Consider the following 21,426-nt stretch of genomic DNA (forward strand, 5'->3'; position numbering starts at 1 on the left):
CTGTGAAGGGCTCATGCGGTCGGGGCGAGGAGGGCCACCGGGAAGTGGCGGAGGAGATCCCCCACCGCCACGGAGCCGGATTCGAAGGACCGGCCGGTGAGCTGGTCGGTCATCGGCACGGCGAGCTCAAGGGCCGTGTCCTGCCAGCCGCCGCGCTGCTCCAGGCCGTGGGGCAGGCGGGTGGCGACGGTGACGGCGCCCGGGGCGTCCTGCCCGCGGTCGAAGGCGACGACGTGGCCGGCGGCGTGACCGGTGGCCTGCAGCGGCGTGTAGCCGGTGAAGAGGTCCTGCCGGTCGCGGCGCAGGCGTAACGCTCGGGAGGTGACCAGGAGTTTGGCGTCGTCGTCGCGGTAGGAGTCCGGCAGGTCGCCGCCGTCCAGCCGCGCCAGGGCGGCCCGGCGGGCGCCGAAGTCGAATGGACGCCGGTTGTCCGGGTCGGTCAGCGACCGGTCCCAGAACTCGGTGCCCTGGTAGACGTCCGGGACGCCGGGCATGGTGAGCTGGACGAGCTTGGCGCCGAGCGCGTTGACGGCGCCCCGCGGGTCCAGCCATTCGACCAGTGAATCCAGCTCGGCACGAACGGCGGGGTTGTCGAAGGCGGCGTCGACCGCGGCGGTCAGCTTGGTCTCGAACTCCTCGTTCGGGTCCAGCCAGTCGGTGGAGTTTCCCGCTTCCCGGGCGGCCTTCTGCGCGTAGGACTGCAACCGGTCCCTGTCCGCCGGCCAGACTCCGGCGATGGCCTGCCAGAGCAGGTTCGCCAGCGGGCCATCGGGCAACGGGGCGAGCTGCTGCAGCCGTCCCAAAGCCGCACTCCATTCGGCGGGGCACTCGGCGAGCACCGTGATCCGGGCGCGGGTGTCCTCGCTGCGTTTGGTGTCGTGGGTGCTGAGCGTCGTCATGGACAGCGGCAGGCGCTCCTGCCGGCGGGTCATCCGCGTGTGGAAGTCGTCCACGGAAACCGCGAATTCGGTGGGGTCCGCACCGACCTCGGTGAGGGTGCCCAGCCGGGTGTAGCGGAAGAAGGCCGTGTCCTCGACGCCCTTCGCCATCACCATGCCGGAGGTCTGCTGGAAGCGGCGGCCCAGTTCCTCACCGGCGTCGGGACCGGCCTTCAGGAGCAGCGGCAGCAGGCTGGTGACGGCGTCCTTGAGCTCCGGCCGGCGCTCGACGGCGAGATCGCACGCTTCCCTCAGCACGTCCTCCCCCTCGGGCAGGTAGCTGCGGTAGACCGGAAAGGCGGCAATGATCTCGGAGAGGGCGTCCGCCGCGGCGTCCACGGTCAGTCCGGCGTCCGCCGGGACCAGCCGCGCGAGGCGGAGCATCTCGGAGTGCAGGATGCCGTCGGTGATCCGCCGCTTGGTGCCGCGGATCATGTCCTCGTAATCGGGAACCCGGCCGTCACGCAGCGACGCGTCCAGGGCGTCCAGGCCCGCCTGGCCGGCCGGGTCGACGAAGAGCCGGTCCACGTCCGCGAGCGCGTCGTAGCCGGTGGTGCCCTCGGCTTCGAACCCGGCAGGCAATTCCTCGCCCGGCTCCAGGATCTTCTCGATCAGCAGGTACGCCCCGCCGGTGGCCTCGCGGAGCCGGTGCAGGTAGCCCTCCGGGTCTGCCAGGCCGTCCGGGTGGTCGATGCGGAGGCCGTCCACCAGGTCCTCGCGGAACCAACGGACAATCTCCTCGTGCGCCTCGTCGAAGACCTTCGGGTCCTCGACCCTGATCCCGGCGAGGGTGTTGACCGCGAAGAACCGGCGGTAGTTCAGTTCGTTGTCGGCGCGGCGCCAGCCCACCAGTTCGTAGTGCTGCCGGTCGTGGACCGCGCGGGGGTCGTCCCCGGCGGAGTAGGTCCCGGCTGCCAGGGGGAACCGGTGGTCGTAGTAGCGCAGTTCGCCGTCGCGGACCTCCAGGGCGTCGACGTCGGAGTCCTCACCGAGAACGGGGATGCGGATGCGTCCGCCGCCGAAGTCCCAGTCGACGTCGAACGCCGGGGCATAGGGCGACTGGCGGCCTTCCTTGAGCAGGGACCACCACCACGGGTTCTGGATGGGGGTGGCGACGCCGACGTGGTTGGGCACGATGTCCACCAGGACGCCCATGCCGGCCTCGCGGGCGGCGCGGGCGACCGCGGCGAGGCCCTCGGGGCCGCCGCGGTCGGGGTCCACGGTGGAGGGGTCGGTGACGTCGTAGCCGTGGTCCGATCCCTTCTCCGCGGTGAGGATGGGTGAGAGGTAGATCCAGTCGACGCCGAGCGACTTCAGGTACGGGACCTGGGCGGCGGCGTCCTGCAGGGTGAAGCCGGACCGGATTTGCAGCCGGTACGTGGAGATCGGGGTTTTCATGCCTGGGTGGCCTTCGCTTCGCTCTCGTCGGCGGCCTTGGTCTGGGCCTGAACCATCTCTTCCTGGGCTTCCTCATCGGCGGCGCGGGCGGCCAGCGACGCGGCGGCCGAGTAGTCGACCTCCACCTCGGGGCCGGTGTAGGCACGCAGCACCACCATGGACTTGGCGGCGAGGGTCAGGGTGGTCCCGGCCTTCAGCGGCTCGTAGTCGTCGGCCTGGGCTGCGGTGTCGATGAGGACCTCCCAGTTCGGGGAGTACTCGTCCGGCGGCAGGATGAAGTCGACGCCGTCGTCGTGGGCGTTGAAGGCCAAAAGGAAGCTGTCGTCGGTGATCCGCCGGCCTCGGGAGTCCTGTTCCTGGATGCCGTGGCCGTTGAGGAACACGCCGATGGTCCGGCCGAAGCCGCTCCCCCAGTCCTCCGGGAGCATGCCCGTTCCGTCGGTCTTGAGCCAGACGATGTCCGGCAGCTTCTCACCCTCACCGCGTACCACCGGGCGGCCGTCGAAGAAACGGCTGCGGCGGAAGGTCGGGTGGTCGTGGCGGAGCTTGTTCACGAAGGCGGTGAATTCCACCAGCGGCTGGTCCATCGCCTCCCAGTGGACCCAGCTGAGCTCGGAGTCCTGGCAATAGGTGTTGTTGTTGCCCTGCTGGGTGCGGCCGAGTTCGTCGCCGTGCAGCAGCATGGGGACGCCCTGGGAGAGCAGCAGCGTGGCGATGAAGTTGCGCTGCTGGCGGGCGCGCAGGGCGAGGACGGTCTCGTCGTCGGTGTCGCCCTCGATGCCGCAGTTCCAGGAGCGGTTGTGGGATTCGCCGTCGTTGTTGCCCTCGCCGTTGGCCTCGTTGTGCTTCTCGTTGTAGGACACGAGGTCCCGCATGGTGAAGCCGTCGTGTGCGGTGACGAAGTTGATGGAGGCCACGGGCCGGCGGGCGGAGCTCTCGTAGAGGTCCGCGGAGCCGGTCAGCCGGGAGGCAAATTCGCCCAGCGTGGAGGGTTCGCCGCGCCAGAAGTCGCGCACGGTGTCCCGGTACTTGCCGTTCCATTCGGTCCACTGCGGCGGGAAGTTGCCCACCTGGTAGCCGCCGGGGCCGACGTCCCAGGGCTCGGCGATGAGCTTGACCTGGGAGACGATCGGGTCCTGCTGGATGAGTTCGAAGAACGTCGAGAGCTTGTCCACGTCGTAGAACTCGCGGGCCAGGGTGGAGGCGAGGTCGAAGCGGAAGCCGTCGACGTGCATCTCGGTGACCCAGTAGCGCAGCGAGTCCATCAGGAGCTGCAGCGAGTGCGGGTGCCGGACGTTCAGGGAGTTACCGGTGCCGGTGTAGTCCATGTAGTGCTTGAGGTCGCCGTCCACCAGGCGGTAGTAGGCCTGGTTGTCGATGCCCTTGAAGGAGAGCGTGGGTCCCAGGTGGTTGCCCTCGGCGGTGTGGTTGTAGACCACATCGAGGATGACCTCGATGCCGGCACGGTGCAGGTCCCGGACCATGGCCTTGAACTCCTGGACCTGGAGGCCGCCGTCCCCGGCGGAGCTGTAGGTGTTCTGCGGGGCGAAGAAGCCGATGGTGTTGTAGCCCCAGTAGTTATTCAGGCCCTTCTCCACCAAGGTGCCGTCGTTGACGAACTGGTGCACGGGCATAAGCTCGATGGCGGTGACGCCGAGCTTCTTGAGGTGTTCGACGACGGCGGGGTGCGCCACGCCTGCGTAGGTGCCGCGCTGCTCCTCGGGGATGTCCGGGTGCAGCTCGGTCAGGCCCTTCACGTGCGCCTCGTAGATGACCGACTCATGGTAGGGCACGCGCAGCTGGCGGTCGCCGTCCCATTCGAAGAAGGGGTTGATGACCACGCCGTGCATGGTGTGCGGCGCGGAGTCCGCGTCATTGGTGGAATCCGGGTCGCCGAACTCGTAGGAGAAGAGGGCCGGGTCCCAGTCGATCTGGCCCTTGATGGCCTTCGCGTACGGATCCAGGAGGAGTTTGTTCGGGTTGAACCGGTTCCCGTTGGCCGGGTCGTATGGCCCGTGGACGCGGAAGCCGTAGCGCTGGCCTGGCTGGACCATGGGCAGGTAACAGTGCCAGACGTAGCCGTCCACCTCGGTGAGTTCGATCCGGGTTTCGGTGAGGTCGTCGGCCAGGAGGCAAAGCTCCACCCGCTCAGCCTGTTCGCTGAACAGTGCAAAATTGGTGCCGGTGCCGTCGAACGTGGCTCCCAGCGGGTATGCCGTTCCGGGCCAAACTTCCATGTGTACTCCTCGTGCGATGCGGACTATCTCTAGACAGACTACTTGTAAGCAGGGTTACTAAATTACCAAGACGCGGCGGGGTCGGTTGTGTTACAGCGCGGCCATGACCTCCGGGAGCGTGCGGGCGATATCGCCGGCCGTGATGGGGCCGCCGCGGCTGGCGAGTGTCCCGGCCCGGCCGTGCAGGCTGGCGGCCATGGCGCCGGCGGCGGCCCAGCGGTCCGCGGCCGCGATTCCGCCGGCGGCGAAGTGCTCCGGATCGTCTGCCAGTTGGGCCATCAGGGCGCCCAGGATGCCGCCCAGGACGTCGCCGCTGCCCGCCGTGGCCATCCAGGGGGTGGCCTCGGCCTGGCTGAACACCTCACCGGACGGGGCCGCCACAAGGGTGGTCGCACCCTTGAGCAGCACCGTCGCGCCGGTCAGGGACACCGCGTGCCGGGCACTGGCCAGCGGCGCGGCCTCGACGGCCGACCGCTCCCCGCCGGCTCCGTAGCGGGTCAGGAGGGTGGCCAGTTCTCCGGCGTGGGGCGTCAGCACGGTCTGGCCGGTCAGCTCATGGGGCAGGACGGGAAGGGCGCCGGCGTCGGCCACCACGGGCAGCCCGGCGGCGGCCGCGGTCCGGACACGGTCAAGCTGCTCCCCGGCGCCGTCGTCGAGTCCCGAGCCGAGGAGCCAGGCCTGGACCCGCACGTCGGTATCCTGGCCGCAGACCACCTCGGGGCAGGCGCGCCGGACCAGGTCGGCGACAGCCGGCGGACCGACGTAGCGGACCATGCCGACGCCGGCGGCGAGTGCGCCGCGGCAGGCGAGGACGGCGGCTCCGGGGTACCGCTCAGATCCGGCGACCACGCCAAGGACGCCGCGGGAGTACTTCTGTGCCCGGCGGGACGGGTAAGGCAGGAGCGCCGCAAGGTCCGGGGCCTGCAGCCGGCGCACGGACGGGTGGCCAAGGCCGTCCTCGACGCCGATGGGCACCGTCACGATTCGGCCGGCATGGTCCGCGCCGGGGTCGGCCAGGAGGCCGGCCTTGGCGGCGCCGAAGGTCACGGTCAGGTCGGCGGGAAGGACCACGCCGGGTGCCTCGCCCGTGTCCGCGTCGATGCCGCTGGGGATATCGCAGGCCACCACGAGGGCTCCGGTGCCGGGAGTCTGCCTCCGGTCACGCTGGTCCCGGATCTCACCGGCCAGCAGTTCAAGGAGCCGAGCCATCGGGCCCTGGAGGGCCCCGCGGGCGCCGGTACCAAGGATGGCGTCGATGACAATGTCGGAGCCGGCGGCCCGGCGCGCCAGCCCGGCAACGCTCTCGCCGGAGTCCGGCAGGGCAATGGACCTGCCTCCGGAGGCGTGGAAGGCGGCCAGGCCCTCCGGGTGGGCGTCGCCGGCGGTGAGTATCGCCGTCGTCATCATGCCGCGGCGGCCCAACAGAGCCGCGGCGAAGAGGCCGTCCCCGCCGTTGTTCCCCTTGCCCGCGAGGACGGTGACGCTCCCTCCGTAGAGACGGCGCCCGCCGCCCCGCAATTCCCGCACCACGGCGTTGGCCAGCCCGTAGGCGGCCCGCTGCATGAGAACAGCGCCCATACCGGGGTCCGCGGCTGCTTCCAGGAACCGCCTTTCGACGTCCCGGATGTGCGTTCCGGTATGGGCGCTGATCATGGCTTAGCCTTCGGCGATCACCGTGGCGGTGGCGATCCCGCCGTCGTGGCTGATGGAGAGGTGCCAGCGCTTGACGCCCTTGGACTGGGCCACGGCCAGCACGGTGCCCTTGACCTGCACCGTGGGGCCGTTCTGGTCCAGGCCGATCCAGCAGTCCTGCCAGTTCATACCGGCCGGGGCGCCGAGGACCTTGGCGACGGCTTCCTTGGCGGCAAACCGGGCCGCCAGGGAGCGGGTATTGAGCTCACGCTCGGCCGGGACGAACAACCTGTCCCGCAACCCGGGGGTGCGCTCCAGTTGCCGTCCGAACCGCTCGATGTCTACGACGTCTACGCCAATGCCTACGATCATGCGGCTATTCTACGGTCACGCTCTTGGCGAGGTTCCGCGGCTGGTCCACGTCGTAGCCCTTGGCACTGGCGAGGGCCAGGGCGAAGATCTGTAGCGGCACGGTGGTCAGCAGCGGCGCCAGCAGCGTGGGGGTTTCCGGGATGTAGATGACGTGCTCGGCGAACGCCTTGACCGCGTCGTCGCCTTCTTCGGCAATGACGATCGTCTTGGCACCGCGGGCGCGGACTTCCTGGATGTTGGAGACAACCTTGGCGTGCAGGGAGTCGCGGCCACGCGGGGATGGGACCACCACGAACACCGGCTGGCCCTCCTCGATCAGGGCGATCGGGCCGTGCTTGAGCTCGCCGGCGGCAAAGCCCTCGGCATGGATGTAGGCAAGCTCCTTGAGCTTGAGCGCACCCTCCATGGCCACCGGGAAGCCGACGTGCCGGCCCAGGAACAGCACGGACTTGGCGTCGACCATGGACTCGCCGAGCTCCTTGATCCGGGCGGCGTCGTCGAGGATGGACTGGACCTTCTCCGGGATCTTGCCCAGGTCGGAGAGGATGTCCTTGATCTCACCCTGGAACTTGTTACCGCGCAGCTGGGCGAGGTAGAGGCCCAGCAGGTAGGCGGCGGTGATCTGGGCCAGGAAGGCCTTGGTGGAGGCGACGGCGATTTCCGGGCCGGCGTGCGTGTACAGCACGGCGTCGGATTCGCGCGGGATCGTGGAGCCGTTGGTGTTGCAAATGGCCACCGTCTTGGCACCCTGCTCCTTGGCGTAGCGGACCGCCATGAGCGTGTCCATGGTCTCGCCGGACTGGGAGATCGAGACGATCAGGGTCTGGGCGTCCACGATCGGGTCACGGTAGCGGAACTCGTGCGAGAGCTCGACCTCCGTGGGGATCCGGCACCAGCGCTCGATCGCGTATTTCGCGACCTGGCCGGCGTAAGCGGAGGTACCGCACGCGAGCACGATGATCTTGTCGACGCTCTTGAGCAGATCGGGGTCAATGCGCAGCTCGTCCAAGGTGAGCTTGCCGTCGACGTCGGAGCGGCCCAGCAGGGTCTGCAGCACGGCGTCGGGCTGGTCGTGGATTTCCTTCTCCATGAAGGACGGGAAGCCGCCCTTCTCCGCGGAGGCCGGGTCCCAGTTGACGTGGTACTCCTTGCCCTCGGCCGGGGCACCGAAGAAGTCGGTGATCTCCACGGACTCGGCGGTGATGGTGACGATCTGGTCCTGGCCGAGTTCCACCGCGCGGCGGGTGTAGTCGATGAAGCCGGAGACGTCGGAGCCCAGGAAGTTCTCGCCTTCGCCGAGGCCCACCACCAGCGGGGAGTTGCGGCGGGCGGCCACGACGACGTCGGGCTGGTCGGCGTGCACGGCGAGCAGCGTGAAGGCGCCCTCGAGCCGCTGGCAGGCGAGCTGCATGGCCTTAGTCAGGCCGCCGTTGGCTTTGTCGCCGCCGAGCTGGTTGCGGTAGATGTCGCCGAGCAGGGCGGCTGCGACCTCGGTATCGGTCTCCGACTGGAAGGTCACGCCCTTCTCCAGCAGTTCCTGCTTGAGTTCGGCGAAGTTCTCGATGATGCCGTTGTGGATCAGCGCCAGCTTGCCGCCGTCGGACAGGTGCGGGTGTGCGTTCTGGTCGGTCGGACCGCCGTGTGTGGCCCACCGGGTGTGGCCAATGCCGGTGGTCGCAGCCGGCAGCGGGTTGGCTTCAAGTTCGGCGATGAGGTTGCTGAGCTTGCCGGACTTCTTCCGCGAGGAGATCGCGCCATCGGCGACCACGGCGATACCCGCGGAGTCGTATCCGCGGTACTCCAGCCGGCGCAGACCTTCGAGGACGACGTCCAGGGCCTGGTGCTCGGTACTTACCTGGCCACTCGGGCGGCCTACATATCCAACGATTCCACACATGGGCACCAGCTTATCTGGTTTTAAGGCTGCACTCAGGATCGCTACGCCCGGAGCGCCAGCCGTCACGGCGCGCGCATTTCGCTCTGGGCGCCCGCGAGGGCAGAATCTCTAGGGTGACTTCGCAACGCAATGATGCGAACGGCGAGGGCGTCTCCCCGTTCGTGGAGCTGGACCGGCAGACCTGGTCCCGGCTCGCTGCCCAAATGGAGCAGCCCCTCAACGAAGAGGACGTCCTCCGGCTCCGCGGCCTCGGCGACCCGCTGGACATGCGGGAAGTCCGTGAGGTGTACCTCCCGCTCTCCCGGCTGCTCCACCTCTATGTTGAGGCCGCCAATCAGCTGCACGCCGCCACCACCACATTCCTGGGCGAGACGACCCGCCGCACCCCCTTCGTGATCGGCGTCGCCGGTTCGGTGGCCGTCGGAAAGTCCACCATCGCCCGTGTGCTCCGGGAAATGCTGCGCCGCTGGCCCGGCACCCCCAATGTGGAACTCATCACCACGGACGGCTTCCTCTATCCCCTGGCCGAGCTCAAGGGGCGGCAGTTGCTGGACCGCAAGGGGTTTCCGGAGTCCTACGACCGCCGCGCCCTCCTGCGCTTTGTCAGCGAGGTCAAGGGCGGCGCCGAGGAGGTTCGGGCCCCGTGGTACTCGCACGTCACCTACGACATCGTCCCCGGCAAGGAAGTGGTGGTCCGCCGACCGGACGTGCTGATCGTGGAGGGCCTGAACGTTCTCGCCCCCGCCCGCCCGCGCTATGACGGCCGCCAGGGCCTGGCGCTGAGCGACTTCTTCGACTTCTCGATCTACGTGGACGCCAAGACCTCCTACATCGAGGAGTGGTACGTGGACCGGTTCCGCAAGCTGCGCACCACCGCGTTCGCCCAGCCGGAGTCCTACTTTCACCGGTACGCTACGCTCTCCGACGCCGAGGCCGAGGAAACGGCCCGCGGGATTTGGAAGCGGATCAATGAGCCGAACCTGGTGGAGAACGTCCTTCCTACCCGGGGCCGGGCGCAGCTGGTGCTCACGAAGGATGCTGACCACTCGATCCGCCGCATGCTGCTCCGCAAGGTCTAGCACGGGTGGGCTACAACGCGGGCGAGGACAGACGGCGGGGGTTTCTGAGCCGACGTCGCTTCGGCAGCCTTCTGGCTGCGGCCGCCGTCCCAATAACCGCCGCCGCACTGACAGCCTGCGAGCCCTCCGTCGGACCCGCGCCGTCGGCGTCCGGCACGGGCGTGCCACCAACGCCCGCGGCAACACCGGCCGGCACTTCCCCGGAATCGACGCCGACGGCGATTCCCTCGGCGAGCCCGGAGCCCGCCAACCCGTCGGCGACCGCCCCTGCACCGTCGTCGCCGGCGGCTTCCGCGCCCGGGCCGCAGCACTCCCTGACAGATCCCGCCAGCCCCTGGGTGGTGGTCAACAAACACCGGCCACTCTCCCCGGCAGCCTTCATCCCGCCGGACCTGGTTCAGCCCGCGGTCCGCTTGGCGGTGTCCGGCGAGGCCGCCCTCCTGAACAGCACGACGGCGGCCGCAGCGGAGCGGATGTTCGCCGCGGCCGCAACGGCCGGCGTGGTGATGACCCTGGCCAGCGGGTACCGGTCCTTTGTCACCCAGACCTCGACCTATAACGGCTACGTCGCGACGAGGGGACAGGCGGAGGCGGACACCGCATCGGCCCGGCCGGGCTTCTCAGAGCACCAGACGGGCTGGTCGTTTGATATTGGCGACGGCGGGGGCGCCTGCAGCTTCCAGCCGTGCTTCGCCGAGCAGCCCGCGGCTGTCTGGGCGAAGGCGAACGCCCACCGCTTCGGCTTCATCGTTAGGTATCCGTGGATGTACCACGAGACCACCGGCTACTACTACGAGTCCTGGCATCTGCGCTTCATCGGCGTGGAGGCCGCCGGCGACATGGCCGCCCGGGGTGTCCCCACGCTGGAGGAGTACTTCGGCCTGGAATCCGCGCCGGCCTACCTCTGATCGAGGCAGGCCCGCGGTCCATCGCGGACGGACCGCCGATTAGTCGCGGGCCAGCGCCAATGCGAGTTCGGTCCGGACTACCTCGGCCAGTTCCCCGGCCACCCGTTCTGCGGTTTCGTGGTCCCCTGCTTCGACCATGACGCGAACCACCGGCTCGGTACCCGAGGGCCGCAGCAGAACCCGGCCGGTGTCGCCGAGCGTGGCCTCGGCCGCTTCCACGGCGGCGGCAACGGCCGCGTCGCCGTTGACCCGGCTGCGGTCCACGTCGCGGACGTTGATGAGCACCTGGGGAAGCTTGGTCATGACCGTGGCGAGGTCCTTAAGCGGACGCCCGGTCAGGGCCACCTGCGCGGCAAGCTGGAGGCCGGTGAGGACGCCGTCGCCCGTGGTGGCGTGATCGGCGAAAATGACGTGGCCGGACTGTTCGCCGCCCAGGCTGAAGCCGCCGTCGCGCATGGCCTCGAGGACGTATCGGTCCCCCACACCCGTTTCCTTTAGTTCGATGCCGGCGCCGCGGAGGGCGAGCTTCAGGCCGAGGTTGCTCATGACCGTGGCTACCAGGACGTCGTCCTTGAGTTTCCCGGCGTCCTTGAGGGCCAGGGCGAGGATGGCCATGATCTGGTCGCCGTCGACTTCGGTGCCCTCATGGTCAACGGCCAGGCAGCGGTCCGCGTCGCCGTCGTGCGCGATGCCGAGGTCTGCCCCGTGCGCCACCACGGCAGCCTTCAGCGGGGAGAGATGTGTGGAACCGACGCCGTCGTTGATGTTGATGCCGTCCGGCTCAGCGCCGATGGTGATGACTTCGGCGCCGGCGGTCTTGAACACCTCGGGTGAGCAGCCGCTGGCCGCGCCGTGGGCGCAGTCCACGACAACCTTGAGTCCCTCGAGGCGGTGCGGAAGCGTGCCGAGCAGATGGACGATGTAGCGGTCCTCGGCGTCGGAGAAGCGCTGGATGCGGCCAACGTCGGCACCGACAGGGCGGAGCGGCTCCTCGCCGAGCCTGGCCTCGATCGCGTCCTCGACCTCGTCGGGGAGCTTCTGGCCGCCGCGGGCGAAGAACTTGATGCCGTTGTCCGGGGCCGGGTTGTGCGAGGCGGAGATCATCACGCCGAAGTCGGCGTTGAGGTCCGCCACAAGGTAGGCGGCCGCCGGGGTGGGGAGGACACCGGCGTCGTAGACGTCGATGCCGGAGCTGGAGAGCCCCGCCTCCACGGCGGCGGCGATGAATTCGCCGCTGGCCCTCGGGTCGCGGGCCACGACGGCGCGCGGCCGCCCCTGGCCCGTGTTGCGGTCGTGCCCGAGCACGACGGCGGCGGCCTGTGCCAGCTGCATCGCCAGCTCCGCGGTCAACAGGCCATTCGCAAGGCCCCGGACACCATCTGTTCCAAATAATCTAGACATCGTGTCCGAGTTTAGTCGATGGCCCGGGATACGACGTCGGGTCCCCCGGCCCGTTAACGACGGAAGCCCGCCCCGCACATGCGGGACGGGCTTCCAAAGCAGGCGCTTTGAGGCGCTGCTGCAGGCGCTGTTTAGCGCTTGGAGTACTGCTGAGCCTTACGGGCCTTCTTGAGACCGGCCTTCTTACGCTCGATGACGCGGGCGTCACGGGTGAGGTAGCCGGCCTTCTTCAGGGTGGCGCGGTTGTTCTCGACGTCGATCTCGTTCAGCGAACGGGCGATGCCGAGACGCAGTGCACCGGCCTGACCGGAGGGGCCACCGCCGTGGATGCGGGCGATGACGTCGTAGGCGCCTTCCAGATCGAGGATCTTGAAGGGCTCGTTGACGTCCTGCTGGTGCAGCTTGTTCGGGAAGTAGTTCGCCAGCTCGCGGCCGTTGATGGTCCACTTGCCGGAGCCGGGGACGACGCGGACGCGTGCGACGGCTTCCTTGCGGCGGCCAACAGCTGCGCCGGCAACGGTCAGGGCCGGGCGTTCCTTCTTGGGAGCGGCTGCGTCAGCAGCGCCGCTCTCAGAGGTGTAGCTGGTCAGGTTTTCCTCAGCCTCGACGGCTTCGGTGGTCTCTTCGTTCTGAGCCACGGTTCTCCTTGTATTAATAAAGTTGTTTGGTGGCCAGGACTACTGGGCGACCTGGGTGATTTCGAAAGTCTTGGGCTGCTGGGCGGCGTGCGGGTGCTCTGCACCGCGGTAAACCTTCAGCTTGCCCAGCTGCTGTGCAGCGAGGGAGTTCTTCGGGAGCATGCCCTTGATGGCCTTCTCCACGGCGCGGACCGGGTTGGTCTCAAGCAGCTCCGCGTAGTTGACGGAGGTCAGGCCGCCCGGGTAGCCGGAGTGGCGGTAAGCGCGCTTCTGCTCCAGCTTGGCGCCGGTGAGGGCAACCTTCTCAGCGTTGATGATGATGACGAAGTCGCCCATGTCCATGTGGGACGCAAAGGTGGCCTTGTGCTTGCCGCGCAGCAGGATTGCGGTCTGGCTGGCAAGACGACCAAGGACAACGTCGGTGGCGTCAATGACGTGCCACTGGCGGTTGATATCGCCGGGCTTCGGGGTGTACGTACGCACGGTGTTTGCCTCGTTCTTGTTCTGGCGTTCTTGTTTTAGGCGTCACCCGGGGTGCACCTACTATCTATGCGCTACCGGAACAGAGGTGAGGGCTCTATGTAACCAGTCATCCTGTGGTCTCGAATGTGCACGCGGAGTAGTTATCCTGCAACCGGATTCTCTGCGGGCACGCACCATCGAGATAGGACACGCACAACGACTACCTAGATTAGCGGAAGCCGTGGGCATGGGTCAAAATGAACTGTCCGCCACCCGCAGGCCAGCTGTGGCGCAGAACCGGGCGGCATCATCGCCGCGCTTGATCCCTGGAGGCCCAGTGACCGCTCCCACCGTGACCGGGGCGGAACACCTTCCTGCTGCCGGAGCGGCACTCTTTATCCTGGCGATCGCCCTTGCCGGCGTCGCTCTCGACGTCGCAGGCCGTGCCGCCTCCAGACGCGCGCTCCCCCAGTTCGCCGTTTCGTCACCTCGCCGGGCATGGCCGACGGCGGCCGCAGCGGGACTGCTCTGCGGCGCACTGGCCTGGCGCCTCGGCCCGGCACCGGAATTACCCGCCTATCTATTTCTGGCAATTGCCGCGGTGGAATTGACGCGAATTGATCTCTCTTTCCATATACTGCCAAACCGCCTCGTGGGCCCGCTCCTGGGTGTCGGCCTGGTGCTCCTGACAGGCTCCGCAATGACCTCCGGGGAGTGGCCGGCACTGCTCCGGGGCATCATCGGCCTCGTCATCCTCTTCGTTTGCTACTTCATCTTGGCTCTCATCAGTCCCAATGGCATCGGAATGGGCGACGTAAAGCTGTCCGCGCCCCTCGGGCTGTACTTGGGATACCTAGGCTGGCCGCAGCTGTTCTACGGGGGCGCCTTGGGCTTTGTGGCCGGCGGGGCCGCCGCCGCGCTGCTGGTGCTGAAAAACCGCGGAAACACGCCAAAGGAAGTTGCCTTCGGGCCCTCTATGCTGGCGGCCGCGCTGGCCGTCATCCTGCTCTCCGCCTAGGACCACCCACGGCGTTCCGCCACCCCCGGATAAGTAAGCCGGCTTAGCAAAACAAGTAGTTTGCCGTCGGGGCCGTCTGGGACTGAGTACAGCACCCCGGATACCTGCGTAAATGCGCTCTTTTACGTGCGGAAGTCGAGTAGTTGAAATCATTGCCGGGCCGATATTTGCCGTGCCATGGTGGTCGCATCGACGCTCCACCGAATACCAAATGGGGGATTTGCCGGAGTTTCGATAAATATCAAAAAACTCTGGAAAAGGATTAAAACAATGACTGGTCTCATGGTCTCAATGCTTTCTTTCATCGCCGGCGTCAAGAACAAGCTCGAATCCGAAAAGGGAGCGACTGCGACGGAATACTCGCTGCTGGTGGCCTTCATCGCCTTCCTCATCATCGGTGGCGTCACATTCTTCGGGCAGCAGCTCGGCGCCTGGTTCAACGGCCTCGGCACCACCGTCGGCGGCTGGACCAACAAGTAGGTAGCTACACCTGGTTCGCACCACCACAGGTCTCAGCACCAACCTCTGTGCCGCGTCCGCGCCACGCGGACGCGGCACAGTCCATCCCATCGCTGCATCTATTCCCTGGGGGGATCCAATGAAGCGCAGCAACCAGCCACCGCGCCCGCCGAGGCGGGCCGGCCGTGAACGCGGGGCGGCCGCCGTCGAATTCGCCCTCGTAGCACCGATCCTGTTGGCCCTGGTGGGCGGGATCCTCGAGTTCTCCTACACCTACAACCTGCAGATCTCCGTCACGCAGGCGGCCCGCGAGGCCGCCCGGACGATGGCGATCTTCAACGACCAGGCCCGCGCCCGGACAGCCGCCGTCGCGGGGGCGCCAGGACTGAACCCGGGCGGCTTCAGCTACACCTTCACGGGCGCCTGCCCCACTGGCGGAACGGGTAACGCCCAGGTGGCGCTCAGCTACACGGCAGCCTCTTTGACCGGGATCTTCGGCGGCTCCGTCACGGTCCGCGGGACGGGGGCCATGCGATGCCACGGCTAGCGCGGCCCAAGCAGGCCCCGGACGGCAAGGAACGCGGCGCGGCTGGCATCATGGTGGCGCTGCTGATGATCGTCCTGATCGGCGCGGGGTCCCTGGCCGTGGACACCGGACAGATCTATGCGGAACGTGCACAGCTGCAGAACGCCGCAGACGCGGGAGCCCTCGCCGCAGCGCAACGGTGCCACTCCGCCGGCACCTGCACCGTGTCACAGGCGCTCACTTGGGCCCGGGAACTTGCAGGACCGAACTCAAACGACGGCGCGTCCGCCGTCGATTCGGTTGACCTGTCCGTCCCCGGACAGGTCAAGGTGGTTACCTCTACCCTGGGCTCCAACGGCGCGGGCTTCCTCACTAAGTTGTTCGCCAGCGCCCTGAATGCTCCCCCGGCAACCGTCCGTGCCGGCGCCACCGCGTCGTGGACGCCACCCCGCGGGGGCTCCGCTTTCCCGTTGGCCATCTCGGACAACTGCTACAACCTATCCACCGCCGCGGCCACGGCCCAGGTCCAGAAGATCTCCTACAAGCCGGGAGGTACCTGCACCGGCCCGTCCGGTACGGAAATCCCGGGCGGGTGGGGCTGGCTGGACCAAAGCTCGCCCTGCGTCGCCACCACCCAGACGGGCAGTAACCGGATCGGTTCGGATCCCGGCAACAACCCGCCGACGGAGTGCGCCGCCGTCCTGACCGGATGGATCAACACCATCTCCGGCGGTGGTGAGGTCAAGGTCACCTTCCCTGTCTTCGATGACGCCTCGAACCAAGGCCAAAACGGTTACTTCCACATCATCGGCTACGCCACTTTCAAGATCTGGGGCTGGAAATTCGGGAACGGCTCGCCCTACGAATTCCGCAACGCGGCCTCCGACCCCGGGATGAACAGTTCCCTGGCCTGCACCACGGTGAACTCCGGCGGGGGCAACGGCGGTGGCAACGGTCACGGCGGAAGCGGGGGCGGCGGCAACGGCGGCACCACCGGCAACGCGCGCTGCGTCATCGGTCAATTTGTGAAATTCGAAACCATTAATTCGACCCAAACTGGCCCCGGCACTGGCACGGACCTGGGAACGGTCGAAATAACGCTCACACGATAAGTATTTTTAAGGAGTTGAAATGAGAACACGCCTGCTGGGGGGCATTGCGGCTCTACTTGTTGCCATCATTGGGACAGTCCTATTGGTTTCCTATGTACAAAATGCCGATAAACGTGCTGTCGCCGGAACGGAAACAGAATCCGTGTATGTCGTACAGAAAGCAATTCCCGCCGGAACCTCGGCGGACAAGGTGGCCGGCATGGTGGTGAAAAAGGACGTCCCGAAGCTTGCGGTGGCGGACAACACCATTACCGATCTTTCCTCCCTTGGGTCGAAAGTCACCGCCGTCACCCTGGAACCGGGTGAGCAGTTGCTCTCGAGCCGCCTGGTCGACGAGACCTCGTTCCTCGGCCCGTCCCGGGTCCAAGTGCCCACCGGGTTGCAGGAGATCACGCTCAAACTGCCCATCGAACGCGTGGCAGGCGGCATCCTGAAGGCCGGCGACACGGTCGGCGTCTTCCTCTCACTGGAATCGGCGGCCACGGGCACCGACGGCGCCAAGCTCAGCCGCACGCAGCAAACCTTCCACAAGGTCCTGGTCACCGCGGCGCAGTACAGTGACGGCGCGGCGACGCAGTCCGGAACGGCCTCGGATAGCGGCGGCGCAAGCCAGGTTTCCTCGACGACGTCGTCGAAGTCCTCCGGCGACGGCGGTTACCTCATCACCCTGGCGCGGAACAGCGCTGACGCTGAGCGGATCGTCTTCGCGGCGGAGTTCGGCAAGATCTACCTGTCCAAGGAACCCTCGGATTCCCCGGACGCAGGAACCGGCACGGTGGATGCGGCAGGGCTGTTCAAATGAGCCGCTTCGTCCTCATCACCCCGAATTCGGACTTCGAACGCCTGGTCCGTCTGGCCGTCAACGGAATGCACGGCGAGCTACACGTCTTCAAGGCGGATTACCTGCCCGAGGGACCTGCCGACATGCTGAAGCAGTTGGTCGGCGAACCGCCGGAGGTCCTCATCCTGGGACCGGGCGTCCCGGTGCCCGACTCGCTGAAGCTGGCCTCCGTGATGGACCTGCAGTATCCCGAAATCAGCGTCGTGCTGGCTTGCACTGCAGAACACGAAACCGTGGTCCAAGCCATGCGCGCCGGTGTCCGGGATCTCCTCGATCCCGACGCGGATCCCGACACCATCCGCGTCATGCTCGAGCGGGCCAGCCTCGCCGCTGCCGGCCGGCGCCGGGGGCTGGGTCCGCAGGCCACTGAGCACGCAGACCACGGCCCCGGCCGCGTCATTGCCGTGATGTCACCCAAGGGCGGCGTCGGCAAGACGACCGTGGCCACCAACCTCGCCGTCGGGCTGGGCAAGAGCGCACCGATGAGCGTGGTGGTGGTGGACCTGGACCTGCAGTTCGGGGACGTGGCCAGCGGACTGCTGCTCGAGCCTGAGTTCACCATCACCGACGCCGTGGCGGGAGCGGCCAGCCAGGATTCCATGGTCCTCAAGACCTACCTCACGGTCCATCCGGCCGGAATCTACGCGCTCTGCGCCCCTCGGACGCCGATTGAGATGGACCGCATCACCGCGGCCCATGTCAGCCACCTACTGGAGCAGCTGCGGCAGGAATTCCGCTACATCGTGGTCGACACCGCACCGGGCCTGGGCGAGCACGTCCTGGCCACGTTGGAGCAGGCCACCGACGCAGTCTGGATCTGCGGGATGGACGTCCCCAGCATCCGGGGGCTGCGGACCGGCTTCCAGATCCTCGACGAGTTGAACCTGGTGCCGGCCCACCGGCACATCGTCCTCAACATGGCCGACCGCCGCGCGGGACTCTCGCTCAAGGACGTCGAGGCCACCATCGGCGCTCCGGTCGACGTCGTCCTCCCCCGCTCACGGACCCTGCCGTTCTCCACCAACAAGGGCGTCCCCATCCTCCAGGACAACAGCCGGGACGCGGCACTCAAGGGCCTGCGGCGCCTGGTCGACCGGTTCAAACCGGACTGGGACGCCCGGCCCCACAAGCAACTCCACAGAAGGGCGGTAGTCCAATGAGCCTCGCGGACCGGTACCAGCAACTGCGCGGGGTCCCCGGGCCCACCGAAGCTAACAAGCCCGACGACGACGTCTTCGCCGCTCCCAACGCGCCGGCCACCCTCGGCCGGATCCTCGAGGCCAAGACCGCCGCGGAGGCGCAGCCCGCCGCCGAACTGCAGCAGACGGCAACGGTGGCCAGCGAGGCACTCAACGCCCTCAAGGAACGGGCCAGCGTAGCCCTCTTCGAACGGCTCGGCTCCCGCATCACGGATTCCTCGGTGGACGAGGCCGAGCTGCACCAGTCCGTCAAGGAGGAGCTCAAGGCCGTCGTCGAAGAGGAACAAATTCCCCTCTCCGCGGCGGAACGCCAGCGGCTGATCCGGGACATCACCGACGACGTGCTGGGCCACGGACCCATCCAGCGCTACCTGGACGACCCGACCGTCACCGAAGTCATGGTCAACCGATTCGACCAGATCTACGTGGAACGCCAGGGACGGCTTCAGCTCACCGATGCGAAGTTCACCTCCGACGAGGCCTTGCGCCGGGTGATCGAACGGATCGTCTCCAACGTGGGCCGGCGCATTGATGAGTCCTCTCCCCTCGTGGACGCCCGGCTCTCCGACGGGTCCCGCGTCAACGCCATCATCCCGCCGCTCGCGGTCAACGGTCCGGCCCTGACCATCCGCAAGTTCGGCCGGGACCCCCTGACGGTGCACGATCTGGTCACCATGGGCAGCCTCTCGCCCGAGATGGCCGAGTTGCTGCAGGCGTGCGTGCAGGCGCGGCTGAACATCATCGTCTCCGGCGGTACCGGCACCGGCAAGACCACCTTGTTGAACGTGCTCTCCTCGTTCATCCCGAGCACGGACCGGATCGTCACCATCGAGGATGCCGTGGAACTGCAGCTGCAGCAGGATCACGTGGTCCGGCTGGAGAGCCGTCCGCCCAACATCGAAGGCAAGGGCGAGATCTCCATCCGCGATCTGGTCCGCAACTCGCTGCGCATGCGGCCGGATCGGATCGTCGTTGGTGAGGTCCGCGGCGGCGAGTCCCTGGACATGCTGCAGGCCATGAACACCGGCCACGACGGGTCCATCTCCACCGTCCACGCCAACTCGCCGCGGGACGCCGTCGCGCGGTTGGAAACCCTCGTACTGATGGCCGGGATGGACCTGCCACTGCGGGCCATCCGCGAACAGGTTGCCTCCGCGGTGAACCTGATTGTGCACATCACCCGCCTGCGGGACGGCTCGCGCCGGGTCACGCACATCACCGAAGTTCAGGGCATGGAGGGCGACGTCGTCACGCTCCAGGACGCGTTCGTGTTCGACTACGCGGCCGGTGTCGACGGCAACGGCCGCTTCCTGGGCCGAACCATCCCCACCGGTGTCCGCCCGCGCTTCACCGACCGCTTCGCCGAGCTCGGGATTCCGATCTCGCCGGCGGTCTTCGGCGCCGCAGCGATGAGGGGGCGGTAACGGTGGAACTCTCTCCCTTGGTGTTTGTCGGAGGCCTGCTCCTGGTCTACGCCGCCCTGGCCATCGTGATCGTCGTCGTCTTCGCATCCCGCACCGTCCCCCTCTCGCGACGACGTCCGGAGCTGCAGGCCAACCACAACTCCGGCCTGACGAAGCTGACCGACCAAGCCGTGACTGCCCTCAACCAGCAACTCCGCGGCCGGGGACCGGGGCTGCTCAGCCGGGAACGGCTGGACAGCGCGGGTCTGAGGAAGCAGCCTGGGGATTACCTCCTGCTCGCCGGAGCCGCAGTGTTCGTCGCCGCGGTCATCGGGTTCCTGCTGGGCGGGCTGGTGCCGGCCTTCCTCCTGGCGGTCATCACGCCGGTCGGGCTCGTTCTCCTGCTGCAGGTCCTGGTCTCCCGCCGACGCCGCAAGTTCGCCGAGCAGGTACCGGACGCCTTGCAGATGTTGGCCGGGGGGCTGCGGGCCGGACACAGCCTGCTCCGGGCGGTGGACGCCGCCGCGGAGGAAAACGAGTCGCCCATGAAAGAGGAACTCAGCCGGGTGGTCACCGAGACCCGGATCGGCCGAGACCTCGGGGAATCGCTGGCCGATATGGCCCGGCGGACCGCCAACGAGGACTTTGCCTCCATCACCCGGGCCATCGAGATCCACCGCGAGGTAGGCGGTGACCTCGCGCAGGTCTTGGACAACGTGGGTGAGACCATCCGGGACCGGACCCAGCTACGCGGCCAGGTGAAGGCTCTCAGCGCGGAAGGGCGTATGTCGGCGTTGGTCCTCATGGCTCTGCCGATCGTGATGTTTTTCGGACTCACGCTGTTCAACCCGCTGTATTCGAAAGTCTTCCTCACCACGTTTCCCGGCTTCCTGATGATCGTCACCGCCATCGTGCTGCTGGCCGCCGGCGGATTCTGGCTCAGCCGCCTCATCAAACCAAAGTTCTGAGAGGACGAAGACTATGAATCCCATCGCCTATGCCGCCATCCTGGCCATCATCGCCCCGGTGTCCCTCATGACGTGGCTCGCCTTTACCGGCGACCGGGCCGGCCTGCGAAACATCCAAACCAACCTGGGGCGACGCCCGGAGACGGCCGGGTCTGTGGTGTCCGCCACTGGGCAGCTCGCTGCCCTCAGCCGGAGGGTCACCCCCAAGGGCTATGCCGCGTGGCTGGACAAGCAGCTTGCCGGTGCAGGGCGGCCGAAGGACTGGCCCCTGGGTCGGGTCATCATGGTTAAGCCGTTGTTGGCTCTAACGGGAGCAGTACTGGGGACCATGCTGGTGGCCGGAAGCCCCACGATCACCAACGTCCTCCTGATGGTGGGCGTCACGGCGCTTGCTTACTTCGTCCCCGACATCTTGATCCGGAACAATGCCCAGAAACGTCGCGAGCAGATCAAGCTGGAGCTGCCGGACACGCTGGACCAGATGCTGATCTCAGTTCAGGCGGGGCTCGGCTTCGAAACTGCCATGGCGCGCGCTGGCCAGAATGGCAAGGGTCCGCTTGCCGACGAACTCATTCGGACGCTGCAAGACATTCAGGTGGGACGGTCCCGGAAGGAGGCGTACCTGGCCATGGCGCAGCGCGTCGACGTCCCAGACCTGCGGAGCTTCGTTCGCGCCGTCGTCCAAGCGGACAGCTACGGCATCGCCATTGCCGGCGTGCTGCACGCACAAGCCAAGGACATGCGGGTGAAGCGGCGCCAGCGCGCCGAGGAACACGCCATGAAGATGCCGGTCAAGATGCTGTTTCCGCTCATCTTCTTCATTCTGCCCACTCTGTTCATTGTGGTGCTTGGACCGACTGCGATGAGCATCATGGACCTCTTCGCTAAGAAGTAAGCCGGCCCGCTCGCCGGCGGCCACAGACCGGACCCCCTCGGAC

19 protein-coding genes are annotated in these 21,426 nt (G+C 67.4%); 11 read left to right on the forward strand and 8 right to left on the reverse strand.

Going from position 1 to position 21,426, the window contains the following annotated elements; genetic code table 11:
• Positions 1-11: 11 nt before the first annotated feature.
• From treY to glmS, 5 genes are all read right to left on the reverse strand, one after another.
• On the reverse strand, positions 12-2,336 hold the full coding sequence (gene treY / locus QWJ39_RS01215; protein WP_290255880.1) for a malto-oligosyltrehalose synthase: 2,325 nt from the start codon (positions 2,334-2,336) through the stop codon (positions 12-14).
• A complete protein-coding gene (glgX, locus tag QWJ39_RS01220; RefSeq protein WP_290255881.1) occupies positions 2,333-4,573 on the reverse strand; it encodes a glycogen debranching protein GlgX in 2,241 nt (746 codons plus the stop codon). Before glgX ends, treY begins: the two co-directional genes overlap by 4 nt.
• Before the next feature lie 90 nt (positions 4,574-4,663).
• Positions 4,664-6,226, reverse strand: a complete 1,563-nt coding sequence (locus QWJ39_RS01225; protein WP_290255882.1) for an NAD(P)H-hydrate epimerase — start codon at positions 6,224-6,226, stop codon at positions 4,664-4,666.
• A gap of 3 nt (positions 6,227-6,229) precedes the next feature.
• Positions 6,230-6,577, reverse strand: coding sequence for a holo-ACP synthase (locus QWJ39_RS01230; RefSeq protein ID WP_290255883.1), 348 nt, complete (start codon positions 6,575-6,577; stop codon positions 6,230-6,232).
• A gap of 4 nt (positions 6,578-6,581) precedes the next feature.
• Entirely contained in the window at positions 6,582-8,474 is a 1,893-nt protein-coding gene (gene glmS / locus QWJ39_RS01235; protein ID WP_290255884.1) for a glutamine--fructose-6-phosphate transaminase (isomerizing), read from the reverse strand.
• Positions 8,475-8,587: 113 nt separating this feature from the next.
• Between glmS and coaA the strand changes: the two genes are divergently transcribed.
• Positions 8,588-9,553, forward strand: a complete 966-nt coding sequence (gene coaA / locus QWJ39_RS01240; protein ID WP_290255885.1) for a type I pantothenate kinase — start codon at positions 8,588-8,590, stop codon at positions 9,551-9,553.
• Positions 9,554-9,645: 92 nt separating this feature from the next.
• A complete protein-coding gene (locus tag QWJ39_RS01245) occupies positions 9,646-10,461 on the forward strand; it encodes a D-alanyl-D-alanine carboxypeptidase family protein (protein WP_290256474.1) in 816 nt (271 codons plus the stop codon).
• A 39-nt stretch (positions 10,462-10,500) separates the two neighbouring features.
• Here QWJ39_RS01245 and glmM read toward each other — a convergent pair whose 3' ends face one another.
• The 3 genes from glmM to rplM all read right to left on the reverse strand — a co-directional run bounded on the left by glmM (position 10,501) and on the right by rplM (position 12,983).
• The gene (gene glmM / locus QWJ39_RS01250) at positions 10,501-11,862 is read right to left on the reverse strand and encodes a phosphoglucosamine mutase (protein WP_290255886.1); all 1,362 of its coding nucleotides are present in this window, start codon (positions 11,860-11,862) and stop codon (positions 10,501-10,503) included.
• 131 nt (positions 11,863-11,993) lie between these two features.
• A complete protein-coding gene (gene rpsI, locus QWJ39_RS01255; protein WP_290255887.1) occupies positions 11,994-12,500 on the reverse strand; it encodes a 30S ribosomal protein S9 in 507 nt (168 codons plus the stop codon).
• A 39-nt stretch (positions 12,501-12,539) separates the two neighbouring features.
• Positions 12,540-12,983, reverse strand: a complete 444-nt coding sequence (gene rplM / locus QWJ39_RS01260) for a 50S ribosomal protein L13 (RefSeq protein ID WP_043454696.1) — start codon at positions 12,981-12,983, stop codon at positions 12,540-12,542.
• Positions 12,984-13,299: 316 nt separating this feature from the next.
• Here rplM and QWJ39_RS01265 point away from each other — a divergent pair, with 316 nt between their 5' ends.
• The 9 genes from QWJ39_RS01265 to QWJ39_RS01305 all read left to right on the forward strand — a co-directional run bounded on the left by QWJ39_RS01265 (position 13,300) and on the right by QWJ39_RS01305 (position 21,383).
• Positions 13,300-13,980 (forward strand): prepilin peptidase, encoded by a 681-nt coding sequence (locus tag QWJ39_RS01265; RefSeq protein ID WP_290255888.1) that lies wholly within the window; start codon positions 13,300-13,302, stop codon positions 13,978-13,980.
• A 270-nt stretch (positions 13,981-14,250) separates the two neighbouring features.
• Positions 14,251-14,460 carry a Flp family type IVb pilin gene (locus QWJ39_RS01270; RefSeq protein ID WP_290255889.1) on the forward strand — a complete coding sequence of 70 codons (210 nt, stop codon included), beginning with the start codon at positions 14,251-14,253 and terminating at the stop codon, positions 14,458-14,460.
• 118 nt (positions 14,461-14,578) lie between these two features.
• Positions 14,579-14,986, forward strand: a complete 408-nt coding sequence (locus tag QWJ39_RS01275; protein ID WP_290255890.1) for a TadE/TadG family type IV pilus assembly protein — start codon at positions 14,579-14,581, stop codon at positions 14,984-14,986.
• Positions 14,974-16,077, forward strand: coding sequence for a pilus assembly protein TadG-related protein (locus QWJ39_RS01280; protein WP_290255891.1), 1,104 nt, complete (start codon positions 14,974-14,976; stop codon positions 16,075-16,077). The genes QWJ39_RS01275 and QWJ39_RS01280 overlap by 13 nt, the downstream gene beginning before the upstream one ends.
• A gap of 19 nt (positions 16,078-16,096) precedes the next feature.
• Positions 16,097-16,879 carry an RcpC/CpaB family pilus assembly protein gene (locus tag QWJ39_RS01285; protein WP_290255892.1) on the forward strand — a complete coding sequence of 261 codons (783 nt, stop codon included), beginning with the start codon at positions 16,097-16,099 and terminating at the stop codon, positions 16,877-16,879.
• Positions 16,876-18,078 carry an AAA family ATPase gene (locus QWJ39_RS01290; protein ID WP_290255893.1) on the forward strand — a complete coding sequence of 401 codons (1,203 nt, stop codon included), beginning with the start codon at positions 16,876-16,878 and terminating at the stop codon, positions 18,076-18,078. The genes QWJ39_RS01285 and QWJ39_RS01290 overlap by 4 nt, the downstream gene beginning before the upstream one ends.
• On the forward strand, positions 18,075-19,541 hold the full coding sequence (locus QWJ39_RS01295) for a CpaF family protein (protein ID WP_290255894.1): 1,467 nt from the start codon (positions 18,075-18,077) through the stop codon (positions 19,539-19,541). Before QWJ39_RS01290 ends, QWJ39_RS01295 begins: the two co-directional genes overlap by 4 nt.
• 20 nt (positions 19,542-19,561) lie before the next feature.
• Complete coding sequence (locus QWJ39_RS01300; RefSeq protein WP_356902754.1) at positions 19,562-20,488, forward strand: type II secretion system F family protein; 927 nt, start codon at positions 19,562-19,564, stop codon at positions 20,486-20,488.
• Positions 20,489-20,501: 13 nt separating this feature from the next.
• Entirely contained in the window at positions 20,502-21,383 is an 882-nt protein-coding gene (locus QWJ39_RS01305) for a type II secretion system F family protein (protein ID WP_290255896.1), read from the forward strand.
• The last annotated feature ends 43 nt before the right edge of the window (positions 21,384-21,426 follow it).

Origin of the sequence: Arthrobacter sp. YD4, from assembly GCF_030410515.1 — a bacterium.
Taxonomy (GTDB): domain Bacteria; phylum Actinomycetota; class Actinomycetes; order Actinomycetales; family Micrococcaceae; genus Arthrobacter.

Coding starts and splice junctions, on each gene's coding strand:
- QWJ39_RS01230 (WP_290255883.1), bottom strand. CDS start 6,577: ATGATCGTAGGCATTGGCGTAGACGTCGTAGACATCGAGCGGTTCGGA.
- glgX (WP_290255881.1), bottom strand. CDS start 4,573: ATGGAAGTTTGGCCCGGAACGGCATACCCGCTGGGAGCCACGTTCGAC.
- QWJ39_RS01285 (WP_290255892.1), top strand. CDS start 16,097: ATGAGAACACGCCTGCTGGGGGGCATTGCGGCTCTACTTGTTGCCATC.
- QWJ39_RS01225 (WP_290255882.1), bottom strand. CDS start 6,226: ATGATCAGCGCCCATACCGGAACGCACATCCGGGACGTCGAAAGGCGG.
- glmM (WP_290255886.1), bottom strand. CDS start 11,862: ATGTCTAGATTATTTGGAACAGATGGTGTCCGGGGCCTTGCGAATGGC.
- treY (WP_290255880.1), bottom strand. CDS start 2,336: ATGAAAACCCCGATCTCCACGTACCGGCTGCAAATCCGGTCCGGCTTC.
- QWJ39_RS01280 (WP_290255891.1), top strand. CDS start 14,974: ATGCCACGGCTAGCGCGGCCCAAGCAGGCCCCGGACGGCAAGGAACGC.
- glmS (WP_290255884.1), bottom strand. CDS start 8,474: ATGTGTGGAATCGTTGGATATGTAGGCCGCCCGAGTGGCCAGGTAAGT.
- QWJ39_RS01290 (WP_290255893.1), top strand. CDS start 16,876: ATGAGCCGCTTCGTCCTCATCACCCCGAATTCGGACTTCGAACGCCTG.
- QWJ39_RS01295 (WP_290255894.1), top strand. CDS start 18,075: ATGAGCCTCGCGGACCGGTACCAGCAACTGCGCGGGGTCCCCGGGCCC.
- QWJ39_RS01275 (WP_290255890.1), top strand. CDS start 14,579: ATGAAGCGCAGCAACCAGCCACCGCGCCCGCCGAGGCGGGCCGGCCGT.
- QWJ39_RS01305 (WP_290255896.1), top strand. CDS start 20,502: ATGAATCCCATCGCCTATGCCGCCATCCTGGCCATCATCGCCCCGGTG.
- QWJ39_RS01270 (WP_290255889.1), top strand. CDS start 14,251: ATGACTGGTCTCATGGTCTCAATGCTTTCTTTCATCGCCGGCGTCAAG.